Here is a 17,397-nt window from a genome sequence, read left to right as displayed (position 1 = left end):
GGTTCGACCAGCGATGTGAAGCGAGGGTAGGCGCGCCCGGGGTACGTGTCAACCATGTGAACGACGAGCGACGATCCCTCCCCCACTTCAGGGCCCTGCGCCTCCAGAGGCTCCGGGATCGCCTCGGCCCGGCCGTTGACAGGCGCGAGCCGCACCTCTACGTTCTGACGAACCGGTTCGACTGGCGATTCCGTTGTGCACCATCGCGTTTCGTCATCCGAAGGACGGTCACCATGGCACATCCCCGAACCAGGAAGCGGCTCGCGATCACGACAGCCGGGCCCATGACCGGTGTCGGCAAGCTCCAAGTCCAGACGGCCGACTGATCGTGCCGCCGCTGACAGGCGAAGGCGGTTCAGTAGACTGACGTTCCAATGTGGCTTGTCCATCCGCAGAGACCGGGGGTCTTGTGGTTGCGTCCTCGAACGTCCCTTCCACCGTTGCTGCGCACGGGCTGGCTCTGGCTGGTGGTCGGTACCAGCTGGTGCGCCAACTCGGCACAGGCGGGTTCGGCAGGGTGTGGCTGGCGCGGGACCAGACGCTGAACGTCGACGTGGCGGTCAAGGAGGTGCTCGTCACGCCCGGCGCGACACCGGAAGAGACCGTCGAGCGCATCGAGCGTGCGGCCCGGGAAGCCCGCAGTGCTGCCCGGCTGCGGGACCATCCGAATGTGGTCACCGTGCATGATGTCGTCGTGGAGCGGGGGACGCCGTGGACTGTCATGCAGTACGTTCCCGGCCGATCACTGGCTGAACAGATCGCCGCCGACGGCCCGATACCCAGGCCGCAGGTCAAGCAGATCGCGTCCGCGTTGCTGTCGGCACTGGCCGCCTGCCACGCCGCCGGGATCACGCACCGGGACGTGAAACCGGCCAACATCATGATGGCCGACGACGGCCGGATCCTGCTCACGGACTTCGGCATCGCCAAATCTGCCGAAACCTCGGCCATGACTGCCGAGGACATGGTGATCGGCTCCCTGGAGTACATCGCCCCCGAGCGTGCCCAGGGTGAACCGGCGACACCGGCCTCCGATCTGTTCTCGTTGGGCGTGACCCTCTATCACGCGGTCGAAGGCGTCTCCCCGTTTCACCGCGGCTCGGGTGTGGCCACCTTGTCGGCCGTGCTGCTGGAACCACTTCCAGCACCGGGGAACGCCGGACGGAAGCTGGCGGCGGTGATCGAGGGCCTGACCGTGAAGGACCCCGACCACCGCCTGACCGGACCGGAGGCAGCACAGCTGTTGCACGGCGCCGCCACGGCCGGAAGGCCGGCAAGGACGAAGACCCTCACCGCCGAGGTGTCAGCGCCGGGCAAGGAACCGGAGCCGGCCACCGCCGGACCTGATCCGTCGCAGCGCCACGAGCCGGACGGGACCGCACCCGAACCGGAAGCGTTGCGCGATCGGCTGCTCTGCCTCGGCACAGCCGCGGCGTTGCTCGCAGCGGGGTTGCTGATCCCCACCGGGGTCGGCGTCAAGCAGACCTACAGCAATGCAGCCGCATACCTGGCGGGCAAGACCACGCAGGCGACCAGCAGCCATACCAGCTACGTCAGCCTTTACACCAGCTTCACCAGCCTGGGAGACCAGAACTACAGAAGTTGGGCCACAGCCCTGTGCATCGTGCTGCCCGCCGCAGCCCTCATCATCGGCCTGCTCATGACCCTCAGACAGGTCAAGGACGGCGTCGCGGCACTGGTGTCGCTGATGAACCTTCCAGCTGTCATCTTCGCGACATTCTGGGTCTGGCTGCCAGTCCAGACGAAACACGCAGGGAGCTTCATCCGAGCCACGGACGCCGCCGGCACCTATCCCTCACCCACTCCGGGACTGGGGCTCTTCGTCTACACCATCCCCCTCGCCGCCTACTTGATCCTCCTCTACTACGCGATCGCCGCCAAACGAGGCACCTGACCGACGTCACCCGACCCGGCAGGACGACGACCAGCACCTCGCAAGTCCAGAATGTGGGCTTCAGCGCGGCCACCCGCCACCTCCGCCTCACGGTCACCGCGCTGAACTCCGGCTGCTGGGCCTCGGTCCGCGCCTTCGAGGTCTACGACCGCCCGTTGTTCGACCCGTCCCTGGATCTGGCGCTCGGCCGGACCGCGACGTCCTCGTCGAACGAGAGCTCCGCGCTCGGCCCGGGCAACGCCGTCGACGGCAACCCCGCCTCGCTCTGGTCCAGCGCTTTCTCCGACCCGCAATGGCTTCAGGTGGACCTCGGATCGGTGCAGAGCATCGGCCGCGTCGTCCTGTCCTGGGAGAACGCCTAGGGCAAGGCGTACCAGGTCCAGACCTCCAACGACGGTTCCACCTGGATCACCCTCTACGGCACGACCGGCGGCACCGGTGGCGTGAACGACCTCACCGGGTTGAAGGGCACGGGCCGCTGCGTGCGCATGTATGACACAACCCGCGGGACCCAGTGGAGCTACTCGTGGTGGTCCATGCAGGTCTTCGCCAGCTGAAAGTTTCGGCGGCGGCGTCGAAGAACCCGATCTTCCTCGCCGCCCGCCCTCCGCGGCGCAGCCCTCGCCTCATCGCAGGTGAACCGCCTATCCGGCGGTGGTACCAAGGCACCGAAGGCTCTGATTCCCGACAAGAGCCGCGGGAACAGACCTGTACCGCCGTTTCGCATCAGAGCATCGAACCGATACGTTCCCACCGCCGACGTACCCAGACGTCTGCCTCCTACCCCGACGTATCCACACGGAAGTGGTGAAGCCGCATGCCCGACTTCAAGTCACTGCCGCCCATCGGCCTGTCGCTCTATCGGATCGTCATCGGATTCCTCATGGCCTGCCATGGGGCCTCCACCCTGACCGGCTTCCCGGTCAAGCCCTTCTCCGGGCACACCATCTCGCCCACCACCTGGCCCGACGGGATCGCCGGAGTGCTCCAGCTCGTCTTCGGGCTGCTCGTCATGCTCGGGCTGGGAACACGGATCTCCGCCGTCATCCTGTCGGGGACCATGGCCTACGCCTACTTCTCCGTACACCAGAAGCACGCGTTGCTGCCGATGGCCAACGGCGGCGAGCAGGCCGCGCTGTTCTCGTGGGCGTTCCTGCTGATCGCCATCGTCGGCGCCGGCCCTCTGGCGGTCGACACGCTGATGAAGGGGACCCTTCGACTTCCCAAGCCGTCGAAGGCGACGGCTCCCGGGTTCGAGTGACGGCTGCCGCAGCCGGCGTCGTCGTGCCCTGCGCGGCCCTGGTGCCTGTCGGTCAGTCCGTACCGCCCCGTTGCTCTGCGTCGAACGGCGTGCGGTAGGACGGCTGACGCGTGCGCAGGTCCAGACGCAGCGTCAGGCGCACACGCGTCGAGCGAGGCAGCTCGACGGTGAGCCAGGGGCCGCCGACCTCGGCCGAGACCACCGTCTCGCTCGGCTGCCGGTGGCCGTAGTCGTAGAGGTCGCCGATCCATGAGGAGTCCTCGCAGATCGTGTATGCCACCTCGGCGATCGTGTGTTCTGCGAACGCACCCGCCTGCACGATCACCGTGCGCCCGCGTTCCGGATCGAGGTTCACCAGCTCCACGACGGTCGCCTGCGGATCGATGCTGGAGACCAGCGCCGCGACCGACGACGGCAGGCCGGGGCGGCGGGACTCGGCGTCGTAGTAGCGCACGCGCGCCTGCTGAAGCCCGCCGTTGTAGAGCACCTGCGGACCGCCCCAGGTGAGCTGGACCAGGGCCTCGGTGGCCACCGGGTTCGACTGCTGCCAGAGGTGGATGTCCGCCTCCGGCACGTCCAGGCCGCGGTAGCGCTCCATGCGGGCCAAGCGGTGACGCACCTGCGCCTGCGCGGCGGCGAGGATGCGTTCGGGATAGCCGGGATCGTCTCCGGCGAGGAAGGCGTACCAGGGCTCTTCGTGCCCTGATTCCTCCTTGCTGCGGAACGGGCGGACGATGCTCCAGTCGATGCCGGACGCGCTGCGCAGCCGCTCGATGCGCTCACGGTCGGCGTCCGCCGCGGTGTGGTGCCAGAGCGCGGCGGGCACCACCAAGGGCATCGGGTTGAAGTCGAACCAGCCTTCGTCGCCGTACCGGTACGGGACATGCAGCGTGGGAGTACGGACGTCGTCGAGCAGTTGGATGGTCCACTTGGACTGCAGGCTGGAGTCGGCGTCCTCGAAGGCGATCGTCTTGCCGTGCGCGATGACCTCGTCGAGCGCCGGTCTCACCAGGTCGAGGAAGGAGTCGTCACCGGTGGCGGCGGCCGCGGCGAGAGCGGCGACGGCGGCAGCCGGTCCGACGCTGTGCCAGCCGTGCGGCCAGTTCCACCCGTAGTGGCCGCCGTACCAGCGCCCTTCCAGCAGGCCGCCGACGGTACCGTCCGGGGCGACGTTGTCCGGAAGGACTCCCCCGTTGGCGACCGCACGCTCCCGCCAGGCACCGACGTACTCGGTGATCCAGTCCCGGTAGCGCACGTCACCGGTCAGGATCAGAGCGTTGAGGGCAAGACCGGTGGCCGCCAGGTTGACCGCGGTGTCACCGTAGCCCGTGCGCAGCCGCATCTGTTCGCCCAAGCGCGGGTCCTCGTCCAGCGGCGGGGTCTCGGAGCCTTCGGGCAGTATCCAGTTCAGGGGGAAGCCGTACATCTCGGCTTCCTTCGGCAGCCACGGGTAGCTCGCGGTGTCGGACAGGCCTTCTCGCGCCGGATCGCTGCCGTTGTGCGGGCGCCGGATGATGCGATGCTCGGCGTCGTAGTTGCCGTGCGCGGGGTCGACGTAGAGCTCTGCGAAACGAGTGGCGCGCTCGGCCCAGCGCTCAGGCGCGGCCATGCACAGGAAGTAGAACAGGAGCAGGCTCTCGCCTTGGTGGAACCAGTCGTACCCGCGTTCGTACTCGTCCTTGAGCATGCCCAGCTCCGTCAGCTGGCGGGTGACGCCTTCCCAATGCCGCTCGGAAGCGGGCAGCAGGTCGTCGGCGCCGCCGAGCAGGTAGAGCTGCGGCCAGTTGAAGAAGACCTCGTAGAAATCGTCCCCGCCGTCGCGGCTGGAGAGCGTCCCGTTGTACGTGAGCTCGCCGTCCGGCCCCGTGAAGTCGTCGGCGAAGCGCCGCCACGACCGGTCCAGCAGATCGAAGAGCTCGCGCTGCGCCAGCGCCCAGCCGGGCGGTTCGAGCAGCGGCACCGAGGCCGTGATGACGGGATGCATGCGGGTTTCTCCGTTTCGGACATGGCTTCGGAATCAGCCCTTGGCGGCGCCGGCGAGCATGCCGGCCACCAGGAAGCGCTGGGAGAACAGGAAGACGATGAGCACCGGGGTGATCGCGAGCAGAGTGGCCAGTGCCAGTTCCGGTCGCTGCACGGCCAGATCGCCGACGGTCGGATTGAACTGCGGCACATCGTCGAGCAGCGTGCCCAGGCCCACCTGGACCGGGAACTGATCGCTCTGCGGCAGCAGCACGTACGGCAGGAAGTAGTTCGTCCAGTTGGCCACGAAGCTGAAGAAGCCGACCAGAGCCACGATCGGGGCGGCCAACGGCAGGGCGACCCGGCGGAAGACGCCGAACTCGCCGCAGCCGTCCAGCCGCGCCGCCTCCAACAGTTCCCTGGGCAGGGCCGTGCTGAAGTAGATGTAGGCCAGATACACGCCGAACGGGTAGAACGCGTACGGCAGGATGACGGACCACATCGAGCCGACCAAGTGCACCGCGTCGATCTCCAGGAACAACGGCACGACCAGGGTCGCGTTCGGCATGAGCATCACCACGAGGGTGGAGATCAGCAGAGTCCGGCGTCCGCGGAACTCGGTCATCGCCAGCGCGTAGCCCGCCGGAATCGCCACGGCCAGAGTGATCACCAGGGCGAGGAAGGAGTAGACCGCGGAGTTGCGCAGCCATTGGAAGATCGCGTCGTCCTGATAGGAGGTCAGCGCGTCCCAGTTCGCCTTCAGCGCGTGCCAGGAGCCGAACGACAGCGGGTTGCCGTGCACGAGCTGGTCGTCGGTCTTGGTCGCGGCGAGCACCAGCCAGAGCACGGGCAGCACGAAGAAGACCGCGAACAGCCCCAGCACCAGCGCGGGGAGCGGATTGCCCGGGCCGCGGCGGACGGAGCGGCGCGGCCGGCCGGTGTCGGCGGGCGGCATGGACACCCCCATACGTGCGGCCGCGGCGGAGTGTGTCTCAGTCGGCATCGAAGAACCCCGATCTGGCGACGAACAGCGCGGCGACGACCAGACCGATCAGCAGCAGCTCGACCGAGACGGCGGCGGCGGTGTTCACGTCGTCGTTCTGGAAGGCGAAGTCGTAGGACAACTGGTTCAGCGAGTAGTCGCGGCCGGCGACACCGACGCTGGCCTGCGCGAGCAGCTGCGGTTCGACGAACAGCTGGGTGCCGCCGGCGAACGCCAGGATCACCATGTAGACGATCCACTTGCGCAGCATCGGGATCTGGATCCGCTTCGCGGTCTGCCAGGCGGACGCCCCATCGATCCGCGCGGCCTCGACGACCTCGTGGGGGATGTTGTTCAACGCCCCGTGCATCACCACGATCCAGCCCCCCGCGCCGGTCCAGAACGCGATGAGCGTGAACAGGACGGGCAGCTGCCCCGGCGCCACGACCTGGCCGAAGGTGTCGAACCCGAGGGCTCTCAGCAGGAAGCTCACCGGGCTGACCGAAGGATCGAGCAGGAACAGCCAGACCATCACGCTCGCCGCTCCGGCCAGCGCGCCGGGGATGTAGTACAGGAACCTCAGGGCCTTGCTCACGCCGCGCGCCGACAGCCGGTGCACCAGCAGCGACAGGCCCACGACGAAGACGACCAGTGCCGCCAGCCAGAACACCAAGTACAGCGCGACGTGCCCGACAGCCGGCCCGAAACGGAAGTCCGCGGCCGCCCGGGTGAAGTTCGACAGCCCGGTGAAGTGCGCACCCTCGTCCGTGAACGCGAAGTAGACCGCGTAGCCGGTCGGCACGACGCCGAAGGCGATCAGCAGCACGACGTAGGCGGCGACGAAGCCGTAGCCGGCCCGGCCGGACCAGGGCGCGCGCCGTGCATCGCGCTGCGCGGTGGTCCGGTCGGCCGTCGCGGGGGACGTGCTCACTTCGTCGTCACCTGGTATCCGTCGGCCTTGGCGTAGTTCGCGATGGCGTCGCGCCAGGCCGGCAGCAGCGAGGAGATGCTCTTGCCGGCGTTGACCCCCGGGGTGATGGTCGCGGCCCAGATCGCCTCCTGGCTGAACTGGCCGTAGCCCCATCCGGGCCACACCTGGTTCGCCGCTGCGGTCAGCGGCGCGGTGATGTCGTTCGCGTAGTAGCCCGAGGCCACCTGGGCCGCCAGCCAGGTCTTGGCCGCGGCGGAGTAGGCCGGGTATCCGGGGGCGAGCTTGCCCTGGTAGTCGTCGGACGTGGTGACCCAGGTGAGGAAGTCGGTGGCGGCCTTGAGGTTCTTGCTGTGCGCGGACAGCAGCCAGGTGCCGCCGCCGACGTTGCCGACCGCCGGGCTGGAGTCGCCGGCCCACTGCGGCATCGGCGCCACGCCGGTCTCGCCGGCCGGAGTCTTGAAGGTGCCCTGGAACAGTGCGCCGCCGTACCAGGCCGGTCCGGGCAGCATCAGGATCTTGTCGGCCTCGTTCTTATCGAAGTCGGAGCTGAACACGCTGGAGGTCGACATGGTCTTGTTCTTGATCAGCGTGTCGAGCAGCGTCGCCATCTTGGTGCAGTTCGCGCTCGCGGTCTCGACCGTGACGGCCTTGGGGCCGGTGATCTGATTGGCGCCGCACTTGCTCGCCCACAGGTAGACCTCGGGGGTGAAGGTGTCGCCCGCGGCACCGACCAGGTAGCCGGGGTGCTCAGTGGCGACCTTCTCGCCCAGTGCTTGGTAGTCCTCCCATGTCGCGGGCACCTGGTAGCCCCACTGCTTCATGAGCTTGGCGTTGTACCACAGCACGGTCTGGGACAGGTCGTTGCGCAGGCAGTAGACGGTGCCGTCGACGGTGCACGGGGCGTTGGCGTTGGTGGCCCAGCCGTCCAGCGTGGCCTGGGGTATCAGACCCTTGTTCAGCGGTGCGGTGAACCCGGCCTGCACCGCCCAGGAGGTCTCGTTGTTCTGGGAGCTGAAGACGACGTCCGGCCAGCCCGAGCCGGTGCGGTTGAACAGCGAGACCTTCGTCTGCAGATAGTTCGAACCGTTGGCGTCACCGTCGTAGGTGACGATGTCCATCTTCACGTCGGAGTGGTTCTTCTGGTAGAGCTGCGCCGCGGCCAGGCGGGTCGAATCGACCCAGACCGTCAACGTCCCGCCGGTCTGCTCCGCCGGCTTGAAGCTGCCGCCCTGAGCGCCCGGCGTGGTACCGCCCTTGCCGCTGCTCGAACCGCAGGCGGCGACGCCGAGGGCCAGGAGGGCTCCGATCGCCAGCAATCCGGTGCGCCCGCGTGGCCGGGCCGGGCCTCGTCCGCCGACGGCGCGGAACTTCGTGTTCATGAACGACTCCACTCGCTGGGGCACCGCCGGAAGAGCCCAGGCGGGCCGAAACTGGGATATGTGTCGTACTCATCGGGCCCACGAGCTCGTCGATCCGAGCCGGCCCCGGAGTGCGCGGGCGACCGGTCTCGGCCTGCGCACTTCACGCTGTAACCTTCGTCACATATCAGAGCCGCCCCCAGCCACTCGAGTCAAGGGGGTAGGACACATCACTTCAGAGTTCTTTAACGCTGCGGCCACACCCCCTCCCGGATACTCCGGTTTTCGCAGTATTTCTCCCCCTGACCATCGGCAATGAGTAACACACATCTGGCCTGGGCTGGCCGAGCGGTGTATGTTCCTTGCCGACCCAGGATCAGTCACGCTCGATGTGGCCGAAGACAACGGAGGTGGTCCGGTGGACGGCGCACCCGAACTGACGGAGCACGGCACTCGGGCCGACGCCTACCGTCCGGGCTACGAGGTGGTCGCGGAGCAGATCCTCCACCTGATCGCCGAATCCCGGCTGCGACCCGGTGACCGGATGCCGACCGAGAACGAGCTGGCCGCGCACGTGGGCGCCAGCCGCACCATGGTCCGCGAAGCGCTCAAGATCCTGTCCGCGATCGGACGTGTGCGCGCACAGAAGGGCCGCGGCCTGTACGTGGCCGACGACGAGGGCATGTTGGGCTCCGCACGGTGGGGAGGCTTCTTCATGCCCACCGACCTGGACCACGTCTACAGGCTGTTCGAGTTCCGGCGGGTCCAGGAGACGGCCGCCAGCCGGCTGGCGGCGACCCGCGCGACCCCGGCCGAGCTGCGCGCCATCGAGGCCGCGGCGCAGCTCTGCGAGCACGGCCACCTCACGGGCCGGCCGGCGTCCTTCGACCGCGGCGACGACGACTTCCACCTCGGCATCGCCACCGCGTCCCACAACCCGTTCCTGCTCGCCGCGGTCCGCGAAGCCCGCCGCCTGCAACGCCAGTCCAGCACCATCGGCATGCGCGGTGCGATCGGCAGCCACGCGGCCGAAGCCATCACCGAGCACGCCGCGATCTACGAGGCGATCCGCGACGGCGACCCGGAGGCCGCCGCCGCGGCGACCGGGGTCCATCTGGACAGGACTCTCGAGGACTACCGCCAGGAGATCCAACGGCGCGTATTCGGCTGACGCCCCGCCGATGCCGATTCCGGCACCGCGCCGAAGCCGACCACGAGGTCGCCGAGCTGCTGTCGATGATCATCACTTCTGGCGGGTCCTCCCACGAGGCACAACGGGAGCACAGCAGCCAAGGTGCGTAACGCCGAGAGAGACTCGGCCGCCGCCGGGAGCTCCAGCGCCGGTTGGTGGTCATCGTGCGTTCACTGAGCCCGCGAAGGCGCTCAGGTCACAGGCCGTGGTTGTCGGTGCCGTGGCCTTCAGCGAGGCCGGTCCTTTCCCCGGTTACGGAGAGTACGGCCCGGTCCCGCTGTCAAAGCGATCGTGGCGGCACGGCTCCGGAGCGCTCCAGCATCCGCGCCGCCGGCGTTCGACTGACCTGGAGCCCGTCACGCCGGGCCGCGCGGGCGAACGCGACAGCGTCACGCACTGCCGCGCCTCCCATGTCGTTGTTGAAATAGACGTAGAAGTCGGCGGAGGCGGGCCGCTCGCCCAGGATCCGTTCCGACCACCGGGCCAGCGCCCGGCGCCCATAGTGGTGACCGGCGGCGCGGCCGTCGTGCAGCCGCACATACCCCCAGTCAGCGGTACGCCACAACGGTGTCATCAGATGCGAGCCACGATCGGCCCAGCACAACGCGGCCCCGTGACGCTCCAGCACCTTCCGTACCTCTGGCACCCACCACGACTCGTGCCGCGGCTCAACCGCCACCCGCTGCCCGGCGGGGAAACAGCGCAGGCAAGCATCCAGATCGTCGGGGACCGCCCGCAGCGTCGGCGGCAGCTGGAGCAGTACCGGACCCAGCCGGGTACCCAGCGACTGTGCGGCGTCCATGAGCCGCCGCACAGGTTCCCGCGGGCCGCGAAGACGCTTGATGTGGGTGAGGTAGCGGCTGGCCTTGACCGCCATGATGAAGTCGTCGGGCGTCCGGTCACGCCACTTCGCGAAGGTCTCGGGCTTCGGCAGCCGGTAGAAAGCCGCGTTGACCTCGACCGTGGCGAAGACGGCCGCGTAGGCCTCCAGCCACAGCCGCTGCGGGGTCTCCCGCGGATAGAGAACCCCGGACCAGTCCTTGTACTGCCAGCCCGAAGTCCCGACGAGAATGGGCATCACAGCCAGGATTCCACACATCCGGCGCGGATTCGCTCGCGTTGGGCCGTCGGGACCACGGAACGATCCGTACCTCGCGGACAGTCAGTGATGGTCGGGGAACAGGTCCCTGACGAACTGATTGCGGAACTTGCCACGCGGATCGTGCCGGCGAAGGATGCGGTCGAACTCGTCGGCCTTTTCATAGGTGGCGAGGGCGGCGTCGGGCCCGCCGGAGAACACTTTGCCCCAGTGCGGACGTGCGCCCAACGGCAGCAGCTCGTGCTCCACCGCCGCCAGAACCGGCGCCACCGCGGCCCGGTCGGCGATCCACGTGAAGTGGATGGCGACGCTGTCCCGTTCGAAGCAGGGGCTCAGCCACAGATCGTCGGCGGCGATGGTGCGGATCTCGGAGACCAGCAGGACCGGGGCGATCCGCGCACCGAGCGCTCGCACAGCCGCGAACGCCGCCTGCGCGCGGTCCCGCGCGAGGAAGAACTCCGACTGGAGCTCCTCGCCGCTGCTCGGCGTGAACTCGGGACGGAAGTGCGGCAACCGCTCGTGCCAGGGACCCGGCACGCCGAGCTGCTCGGTGCAGTTCTCGGCGGGCAGACCGGGGATCGGATGGACGGGCCGGTCCGCCAGACGGCCGCCGAGCCAGTCGTCGTCACGTGGAGGGAGCGCGATGTCGTCCGACTGCGCCGCATGGAGCTTCACCCAAACTGTCGCCGTATCGGTCCAGTCGGTGAACACGCTGACGCTGTAGCCGGCTGAGAACACCTCGTCGAAGTGTTCGAAGACCCGGTCCAGCGGGACCCGCGTCCAGACGTGCTGCGCGACGTCGAAGGCCGGCACCAGGTCCAGCGTGAGATGGGTGACGACGCCCAGCGCGCCGAGGGACACCACGCACCCTGCGAAGTCCTCGGAGCCGTCACGACTCAGCTCCGTGACATCGCCCTCCGGCCCGACCAGCCGCATCGCGCGCACCAGGGCCGCCAAGCCGCGCAGCCCGTCGCCGGACCCGTGGGTACCGGTGGCGCAGGCGCCGGCCGGCGAGATGTGCGGCAACGACGGCAGGCTGGGCAACGCGAAGCCCGCCGCCTGCAACCGAGGCGCGATCTCCGCCAGCCGCATCCCGGCCGCGACCTCGGCCGTGCCGGCGGCGGTGTCGACGTCGACGGACGCCGGCAACGCGTCCAGCACCACCTGGTCGCCGCCGTCGGCGTCCGCGACGCGGTTGAACGAGTGCCCGGTCCCCAGCACCCGGACCGCGTCGGCGGCTCCCACCACCCGGCGAAGTTCCGCGAGCGAACCCGGCCGGTGCATCCGCCCAGCCCGGAAAGTGATGTTGCCCGCCCAGTTGCGGGGCCGCGCGCTCATCGGTCCAGACCTCCCAGAATCGCGGTGATGATCAATGGCGCGGACGCGCTGACCAAGAGTAATCGTTCGTCATGTGTGGTTCGGGGTTTCGTTTCCGAGCTGATTCGGGTGGCGTTTCGATGACGGCCGTGGCGGACTACTTCCCCCGTGAAGAGCAGCCGGTCAGCGGCACCAGCGGAGGTACCTCGCACCGGCTCTCAACGCTGAGCGTCGTTCGCTCGGCTGCCGACTCCAGCAGCGTGTACGCGCAATCGACGACGTGATACGCCAGATCGGCGGACGCTCGGTGGGGTCGCCCTTCGGCGATGGCCTGGGCCATCTCCGTGAGTCCGTATCCCCGCCCCGCCCCGGCGAAGCCGGCGGCCGGCGACACGGTCGACCAGCCGGTGTGCCCGGCACGCCAGAGCTTGCACTCGCCGTCGAAGACGTTGGGGTCCGGGACGATCAGCGATCCGGCGGTGCCGTGGACTTCGATGTTCGACGCCTTCGTGGCCGCCACGTCGAAGGTCATGATCAAGGTCGTGAGCGCGCCGCTCTCATGTTCGAGGATGCCGGTGACGTGGGTGTCGACCTCGGTCTGGAACACGGTGCCGGCGCGTGGGCCGGAAGCTATGGTCCGGATCGGGCGAAGTCGGCTTCCCGCGCCCATCACCGACTTCACCGGCCCCAGCAGATGGATGAGGGCCGACAAATAATACGGCCCCATATCCAGCAGGGGCCCTGCGCCGGGCCGGTAGTAGAACTCGGGGTCAGGGTGCCACAGCTCGTGGCCGAAGCACGCCATCACCGCGGTCGCCGACATCGGTGTGCCGATGGTTCCGCCATCGACGATCTTGCGGGCCGTCTGGATACCGGTGCCGAGCACCGTGTCCGGTGCGCATCCCACGCGCAGCCCGGCTTTCCGCCCCGCATCGATCACCACGGTCGAGTCGGCCAGGTTCGCCGCGAGCGGCTTCTCCCCGTAGACGTGCTTGCCCGAAGCGAGCGCCGCCAAGGCGACCTCCGCATGCGCCTCCGGTGTCGTCAGGTTGAGCACGACGTCGATGTCATCGGCGGCCAGCAGTTCGTCCACCGGGACCGCTCTCGCACCAGGCATCACTTCCACCGCGGCCAGGGCGCGCGGCAGGTCGCGGTCGCTCACCGCGACGACTTCCACGGGGGAAGGGCTCAAGGAGCTCAGAATCCGGAAATACTGATGGCTGATGTTCCCGGCTCCGACCACACCCACTCTCATCGGCTCGCCCATAGCAGCCCCCTTTCTATGATGGTGCGGATCTCGGGTACTTCCAGCGCGGGCGGGTGGTGGCCGGAGGTGCAGACGAAGACGCGGCCCGAGCCCCACGTCCGGGTCCACACCGCGGGGACGGTGATCGGTGTCGCCCACGGGCTGCCGTCGCGGACCGGAAGGGTCGTCGTGGCCAGCACGTCGTTGTAGGAGTCGGTCAACACCCAGTACTGCTCGTCCTCGACGGCGATCGTCGCCGGCAGATCCTTGACGATGCCGTGCTCCGAGCGGTCGGGCACCACCTGAAGAGTGTGCTGGGAGATCCCACCCGGATGGGCCACGAACTGGCCGCCGACCAGTTGGAGATACTCCGGCGTGGCGCGGAACGAATCCACGACGCCCCCGTGCCAACCGGCCAGTCCGACACCGGATGCGACCGCGTCTCGCAGGCCCTTCGCCTGGTCTGCGCTGAGCGAGCCCATCGTCCAGCATTGGAGGATCAGATCGGTCCTCGCCAGGAGCGCCGCGTCCGTGTAGACGTCGAGGCTGTCGCAGATGACGACCTCGTACCCTCGTTCCTTCAGGAACGGAGTGAACAACTCGGTGGCCTCCACCGGGGCGTGGCCGTCCCAGCCGCCGCGGACGACGAGCGCCTGGTGGGCAGTGTGCGGCATCGCCTCTCCCTCTCAGTCTGCCGTGCTCTGGCTGAAGGCGGCGTCGAATGACGCCTTCGGCGGCTCGATCATGGTGAGTTTCCGGATGAAGCCCAGCGCTTCCGGGGCGCCTATCAGGCGGTCCATCCCCGCGTCCTCCCATTCGACGCTGATCGGGCCGTCGTATCCGATGGCGTTGAGCATCCGGAAGACCGGCTCCCACGGCACGTCGCCGTGTCCGGTCGACACGAAGTCCCAGCCGCGACGCGGGTCTCCCCAGGGCAGGTGCGAACCCAGACGGCCGTTGCGGCCGTCGAGACGCTTGACCGACTCCTTGCAGTCCACGTGATAGACGCGGTCCCGGAAGTCGGACAGGAAGGTCACCGGATCAAGGTCCTGCCACATGAAGTGGCTGGGATCGAAGTTCAACCCGAAGGCCGGGCGGTGGTCGACCGCCTCCAGAGCGCGGACCGTCGACCAGTAGTCGTACGCGATCTCACTGGGATGAACTTCATGGGCGAACCGCACGCCGACGGAATCGAAGACGTCGAGGATCGGGGTGAACCGCTCGGCGAACTCGGCGTATCCGCGATCGACGACGTCCGCCGACACCGGCGGGAACATCGCCAGGTAGTGCCAGATCGGCGAACCGGTGAAACCGACGACGGTCCGGACACCGAGTTCGGCCGCGGCCCGCGCGGTGTCGGCGAGTTCGGCGGCGGCGCGCGTCCTGACGCCTTCGGCTTCCCCGTCACCCCAGATCCGCGCGGGCAAGATGCCCCGGTGGCGGTCGTCGATGATGGCGTCGCACACCGCCTGGCCGACCAGATGGGTCGAGATGGCGTAGACGTCGAGGCCGTACTTCGCGAGGAGGTCTTTGCGGCGCCGGACGTAGTCGGGCTCGGCAAGAGCACGATCCACTTCGAAATGATCGCCCCAGCAAGCGATCTCCAGGCCGTCGTAGCCCCAGCCCGAGGCGAGTCGGCACACCTCCTCGAACGGCAGATCGGCCCACTGGCCGGTGAACAGGGTTACCGGACGAACCATCAGATTCCTTCTTCCCACGTCAGGGGCTTCCAGGCAGATCCTTCACGGGCGCTGGTCTCGACACCGTCCAGCACGGTCTGCACATAAAGGCCGTCGGTGAACGACGGCCTCGGCGGTGTGCCGAGTGCGATGGCCATGACGAAGTCACGCGCCTGGTTGACGAACGTGTGGTCGTAGCCGAGGCTGTGGCCGGGCGGCCACCACGCCTGCAGGTACGGATGCTGCGGTTCGGTGGCCAGGATGCGCTGGAAACCCGAGTGCGCACCGTCGGCAGTAGCGTCGTAGACGTGCAGCTCGTTGAGGGCTTCGAAGTCGAAGGACAGACTGCCCTTCGAGCCGTTCAGCTCGATGCGCATGGCGTTCTTGCGGCCGGGCGCGAAGCGGGTGGCCTCGAAGGTCGCCACCGCTCCGCCTTCACACCGGGCGATGAAGATCGCGGTGTCGTCGACGGTCACCGCGCCGCGGCCGGTTCCCCCTACGCCGCTCAGCCCCGCCGCGGCTTGCGGCAAGGGCCGCTCCTTGACGAACGTCTCGGTCAGGGCACTCACTCCACTGATGCGCTGCCCGGTCAGGAAATAGACGAGGTCCACCAGATGGGCGCCGAGGTCGCCGAGCGCTCCGGAACCCGCTTCCTCCTTACGGAGCCGCCACACCAGCGGGAACTCCGGATCGCTGATCCAGTCCTGCAGGTAGGCCGCCCGAACGTGCCGGACCTCGCCGAGCCGGCCGGATTCCACCAGATCGCGGGCCAGGGCGAGTGCCGGAGTACGCCGGTAGTTGAACCCGACCATGGACAGGACACCTCGGGTCGAGGCGTCCTTCGCGGCCGACGCCATCGCCCGGGCCTCGGCCAGGGTGTTCGCCAGCGGCTTCTCGCAGAGGACGTGTTTGCCCGCCTCCAGCGCGGCCAGCGCGATCTCGGCGTGCAGGGCTCCAGGAACGGTGATGTCGACGACGTCGATGTCGTCGCGCTCGACAAGACGGCGCCAGTCGCTCTCGTGCGACGCCCAGCCCCACGTGCGGGCGAAGTCCGCGACGGCGTCGGGGTTCCGGCCGGCGACGGCGGTCGGCTCGGGGACGAGCGGGAGGTCGAAGACCGGTGCGACCGCCTGCCAGGCCAGCGAATGCGCCCGGCCCATGAATCCGTGGCCGATCAAACCGATCCGAAGGCTGTCCGGCATCTTCCTCCTCAAAAGTTGCGCAACTTCCAACCGCAGAATCCCCCTTCGCGCTGACCATACAGACGTCTTCCAGCAAGAAACAGAGATCAAAAGTTGCGCAACTCATGCGGCCATCGCCATGCTGAGCAGATGACTCAACGCGCGTGGCGCAGACCGCCGGGGTCGCCGACCTTGACCCAGATCGCCCGCGCCGCCGGCGTGCCGGTCCCCGTGGTGTCGAAGGTGCTCAACGGACGGAGTGACGTATCGCCACCGGTCCGCGAGGCCATCACGGCTCGCCTACGCGAGGCCGGTTACACCGTGGCGGACCCGGGACCCGCTCCCGCTTCGAGCGGTCTGGTCGACCTGGTGGTGCCCGGCGTCGAGGGCACCTGGGCGAACGTCGTGCTCACCGGGGTCCAGGACACGTTGTCGCGCACCGGCCAGGACGTGGTCGTCGTGGTCGCGCGGCAAGACGAACCCGAACGTCACGACTGGGTGCAGCGCCTGGTTCAGCGCGGAAGCAAGGACGCGATACTCGCCCTGGTCACTCCGGCCCCCGCGCAAGACCGCCGCCTGGCCGCGGCCGGCATCCAGCTCGTCGCCCTCGACCCCCATCAGCCGCTGTCCAACGGCACCCCGACGATCGGCGCGACGAACTGGACCGGGGGCCGTCAGGCCGCGGAGCATCTCCTAGCGTTGGGACACACCCGGATCGCGGTCATCGGGGGCGTTCCGCACCACCGGTACAGTCAGGCTCGGATCGACGGATTCCGGTCGGTCTTCGCCGCATACGGATTGCCGGACGACCCAGACCTGGTCCGCCACGGGAACTGGACCAGAGAGGGAGCCGCCCGGGAGACAGCAGCGTTGCTGGACCTTCCGCAGCCCCCGACGGCCGTCTTCGCGTGCTCGGATCACATGGCGCTGGGCGTCTTCGACGCGGCCGCCGAGCGTGGGCTCCGCATACCCCACGATCTGAGTGTCACCGGCTTCGACGACCTCCCGGAGGGCCGCTGGCTCAGTCCCGCGCTCACCACGGTCCGCCAACCGGTCCGCGAGATGGCCGGACTGGCCACCGACACACTGCTGCGGCTCCGGGCCGGCGAACCCCTCCAATCCGCACGCGTTGAGCTGGAGACCCGGTTGATCGAGCGAGGGAGCACGATGCGGCGATAGGGCAGCGCCGCGTCGATCTTTCGGGGGTCGGTTCGGCATGCGGTTGGGGGCGGGCGCGGGTGCGGGTGCGGGTGCGGGTCACCGCGCCCACCGCC

Annotated in this window: 15 protein-coding genes; 5 read left to right on the top strand and 10 right to left on the bottom strand. The window is 68.6% G+C overall.

What is annotated here, in order from left to right:
• Positions 1-376: 376 nt before the first annotated feature.
• From ABD466_RS13800 to ABD466_RS13790, 3 genes are all read left to right on the top strand, one after another.
• Positions 377-1,915 carry a serine/threonine-protein kinase gene (locus ABD466_RS13800; protein ID WP_344657402.1) on the top strand — a complete coding sequence of 513 codons (1,539 nt, stop codon included), beginning with the start codon at positions 377-379 and terminating at the stop codon, positions 1,913-1,915.
• 53 nt (positions 1,916-1,968) lie between these two features.
• Positions 1,969-2,277 (top strand): discoidin domain-containing protein, encoded by a 309-nt coding sequence (locus tag ABD466_RS13795; protein WP_344657401.1) that lies wholly within the window; start codon positions 1,969-1,971, stop codon positions 2,275-2,277.
• Between the two features lie 455 nt (positions 2,278-2,732).
• Positions 2,733-3,176, top strand: coding sequence for a DoxX family protein (locus tag ABD466_RS13790; RefSeq protein ID WP_344657400.1), 444 nt, complete (start codon positions 2,733-2,735; stop codon positions 3,174-3,176).
• A 52-nt stretch (positions 3,177-3,228) separates the two neighbouring features.
• Here the strand turns inward: ABD466_RS13790 and ABD466_RS13785 are convergent, their stop codons facing one another.
• The 4 genes from ABD466_RS13785 to ABD466_RS13770 all read right to left on the bottom strand — a co-directional run bounded on the left by ABD466_RS13785 (position 3,229) and on the right by ABD466_RS13770 (position 8,430).
• Entirely contained in the window at positions 3,229-5,160 is a 1,932-nt protein-coding gene (locus ABD466_RS13785) for a DUF8034 domain-containing protein (protein ID WP_344657399.1), read from the bottom strand.
• A 33-nt stretch (positions 5,161-5,193) separates the two neighbouring features.
• Positions 5,194-6,141: a carbohydrate ABC transporter permease gene (locus ABD466_RS13780; RefSeq protein ID WP_344657398.1), complete on the bottom strand. Its 948-nt coding sequence runs from the start codon at positions 6,139-6,141 to the stop codon at positions 5,194-5,196.
• The gene (locus tag ABD466_RS13775) at positions 6,131-6,946 is read right to left on the bottom strand and encodes a carbohydrate ABC transporter permease (protein ID WP_425558642.1); all 816 of its coding nucleotides are present in this window, start codon (positions 6,944-6,946) and stop codon (positions 6,131-6,133) included. The genes ABD466_RS13780 and ABD466_RS13775 overlap by 11 nt, the downstream gene beginning before the upstream one ends.
• A gap of 101 nt (positions 6,947-7,047) precedes the next feature.
• Positions 7,048-8,430 carry an ABC transporter substrate-binding protein gene (locus tag ABD466_RS13770; RefSeq protein WP_344657396.1) on the bottom strand — a complete coding sequence of 461 codons (1,383 nt, stop codon included), beginning with the start codon at positions 8,428-8,430 and terminating at the stop codon, positions 7,048-7,050.
• A 397-nt stretch (positions 8,431-8,827) separates the two neighbouring features.
• Between ABD466_RS13770 and ABD466_RS13765 the strand changes: the two genes are divergently transcribed.
• Positions 8,828-9,580 (top strand): FadR/GntR family transcriptional regulator, encoded by a 753-nt coding sequence (locus ABD466_RS13765; RefSeq protein ID WP_425558638.1) that lies wholly within the window; start codon positions 8,828-8,830, stop codon positions 9,578-9,580.
• Positions 9,581-9,881: 301 nt separating this feature from the next.
• Here the strand turns inward: ABD466_RS13765 and ABD466_RS13760 are convergent, their stop codons facing one another.
• From ABD466_RS13760 to ABD466_RS13735, 6 genes are all read right to left on the bottom strand, one after another.
• Positions 9,882-10,679 carry a DUF72 domain-containing protein gene (locus tag ABD466_RS13760; RefSeq protein WP_344657395.1) on the bottom strand — a complete coding sequence of 266 codons (798 nt, stop codon included), beginning with the start codon at positions 10,677-10,679 and terminating at the stop codon, positions 9,882-9,884.
• Positions 10,680-10,763: 84 nt separating this feature from the next.
• Positions 10,764-12,038 (bottom strand): D-arabinono-1,4-lactone oxidase, encoded by a 1,275-nt coding sequence (locus tag ABD466_RS13755; protein ID WP_344657394.1) that lies wholly within the window; start codon positions 12,036-12,038, stop codon positions 10,764-10,766.
• A gap of 136 nt (positions 12,039-12,174) precedes the next feature.
• Positions 12,175-13,284 (bottom strand): Gfo/Idh/MocA family protein, encoded by a 1,110-nt coding sequence (locus ABD466_RS13750; protein WP_344657472.1) that lies wholly within the window; start codon positions 13,282-13,284, stop codon positions 12,175-12,177.
• Positions 13,269-13,937, bottom strand: a complete 669-nt coding sequence (locus ABD466_RS13745; protein WP_344657393.1) for a ThuA domain-containing protein — start codon at positions 13,935-13,937, stop codon at positions 13,269-13,271. Before ABD466_RS13745 ends, ABD466_RS13750 begins: the two co-directional genes overlap by 16 nt.
• A gap of 12 nt (positions 13,938-13,949) precedes the next feature.
• The gene (locus tag ABD466_RS13740; protein ID WP_344657392.1) at positions 13,950-14,963 is read right to left on the bottom strand and encodes a sugar phosphate isomerase/epimerase family protein; all 1,014 of its coding nucleotides are present in this window, start codon (positions 14,961-14,963) and stop codon (positions 13,950-13,952) included.
• A complete protein-coding gene (locus tag ABD466_RS13735; protein WP_344657391.1) occupies positions 14,963-16,144 on the bottom strand; it encodes a Gfo/Idh/MocA family protein in 1,182 nt (393 codons plus the stop codon). Before ABD466_RS13735 ends, ABD466_RS13740 begins: the two co-directional genes overlap by 1 nt.
• 129 nt (positions 16,145-16,273) lie before the next feature.
• Here ABD466_RS13735 and ABD466_RS13730 point away from each other — a divergent pair, with 129 nt between their 5' ends.
• A complete protein-coding gene (locus ABD466_RS13730; protein ID WP_344657390.1) occupies positions 16,274-17,302 on the top strand; it encodes a substrate-binding domain-containing protein in 1,029 nt (342 codons plus the stop codon).
• The last annotated feature ends 95 nt before the right edge of the window (positions 17,303-17,397 follow it).

This window comes from Catenulispora subtropica, from assembly GCF_039531675.1.
Lineage (GTDB): Bacteria > Actinomycetota > Actinomycetes > Streptomycetales > Catenulisporaceae > Catenulispora > Catenulispora subtropica.
The sequence above is the reverse complement of the archived record's forward strand: the minus strand, read 5'-3'. Positions and strand labels throughout refer to the sequence as shown.

Excerpts from the sequence above, each read along its gene's own strand:
- ABD466_RS13790 (WP_344657400.1), top strand. The coding sequence starts at position 2,733 with ATGCCCGACTTCAAGTCACTGCCGCCCATCGGCCTGTCGCTCTATCGG.
- ABD466_RS13785 (WP_344657399.1), bottom strand. The coding sequence starts at position 5,160 with ATGCATCCCGTCATCACGGCCTCGGTGCCGCTGCTCGAACCGCCCGGC.
- ABD466_RS13780 (WP_344657398.1), bottom strand. The coding sequence starts at position 6,141 with ATGCCGACTGAGACACACTCCGCCGCGGCCGCACGTATGGGGGTGTCC.
- ABD466_RS13770 (WP_344657396.1), bottom strand. The coding sequence starts at position 8,430 with ATGAACACGAAGTTCCGCGCCGTCGGCGGACGAGGCCCGGCCCGGCCA.
- ABD466_RS13760 (WP_344657395.1), bottom strand. The coding sequence starts at position 10,679 with ATGCCCATTCTCGTCGGGACTTCGGGCTGGCAGTACAAGGACTGGTCC.
- ABD466_RS13755 (WP_344657394.1), bottom strand. The coding sequence starts at position 12,038 with ATGAGCGCGCGGCCCCGCAACTGGGCGGGCAACATCACTTTCCGGGCT.
- ABD466_RS13750 (WP_344657472.1), bottom strand. The coding sequence starts at position 13,284 with ATGGGCGAGCCGATGAGAGTGGGTGTGGTCGGAGCCGGGAACATCAGC.
- ABD466_RS13745 (WP_344657393.1), bottom strand. The coding sequence starts at position 13,937 with ATGCCGCACACTGCCCACCAGGCGCTCGTCGTCCGCGGCGGCTGGGAC.
- ABD466_RS13740 (WP_344657392.1), bottom strand. The coding sequence starts at position 14,963 with ATGGTTCGTCCGGTAACCCTGTTCACCGGCCAGTGGGCCGATCTGCCG.
- ABD466_RS13735 (WP_344657391.1), bottom strand. The coding sequence starts at position 16,144 with ATGCCGGACAGCCTTCGGATCGGTTTGATCGGCCACGGATTCATGGGC.
- ABD466_RS13730 (WP_344657390.1), top strand. The coding sequence starts at position 16,274 with ATGACTCAACGCGCGTGGCGCAGACCGCCGGGGTCGCCGACCTTGACC.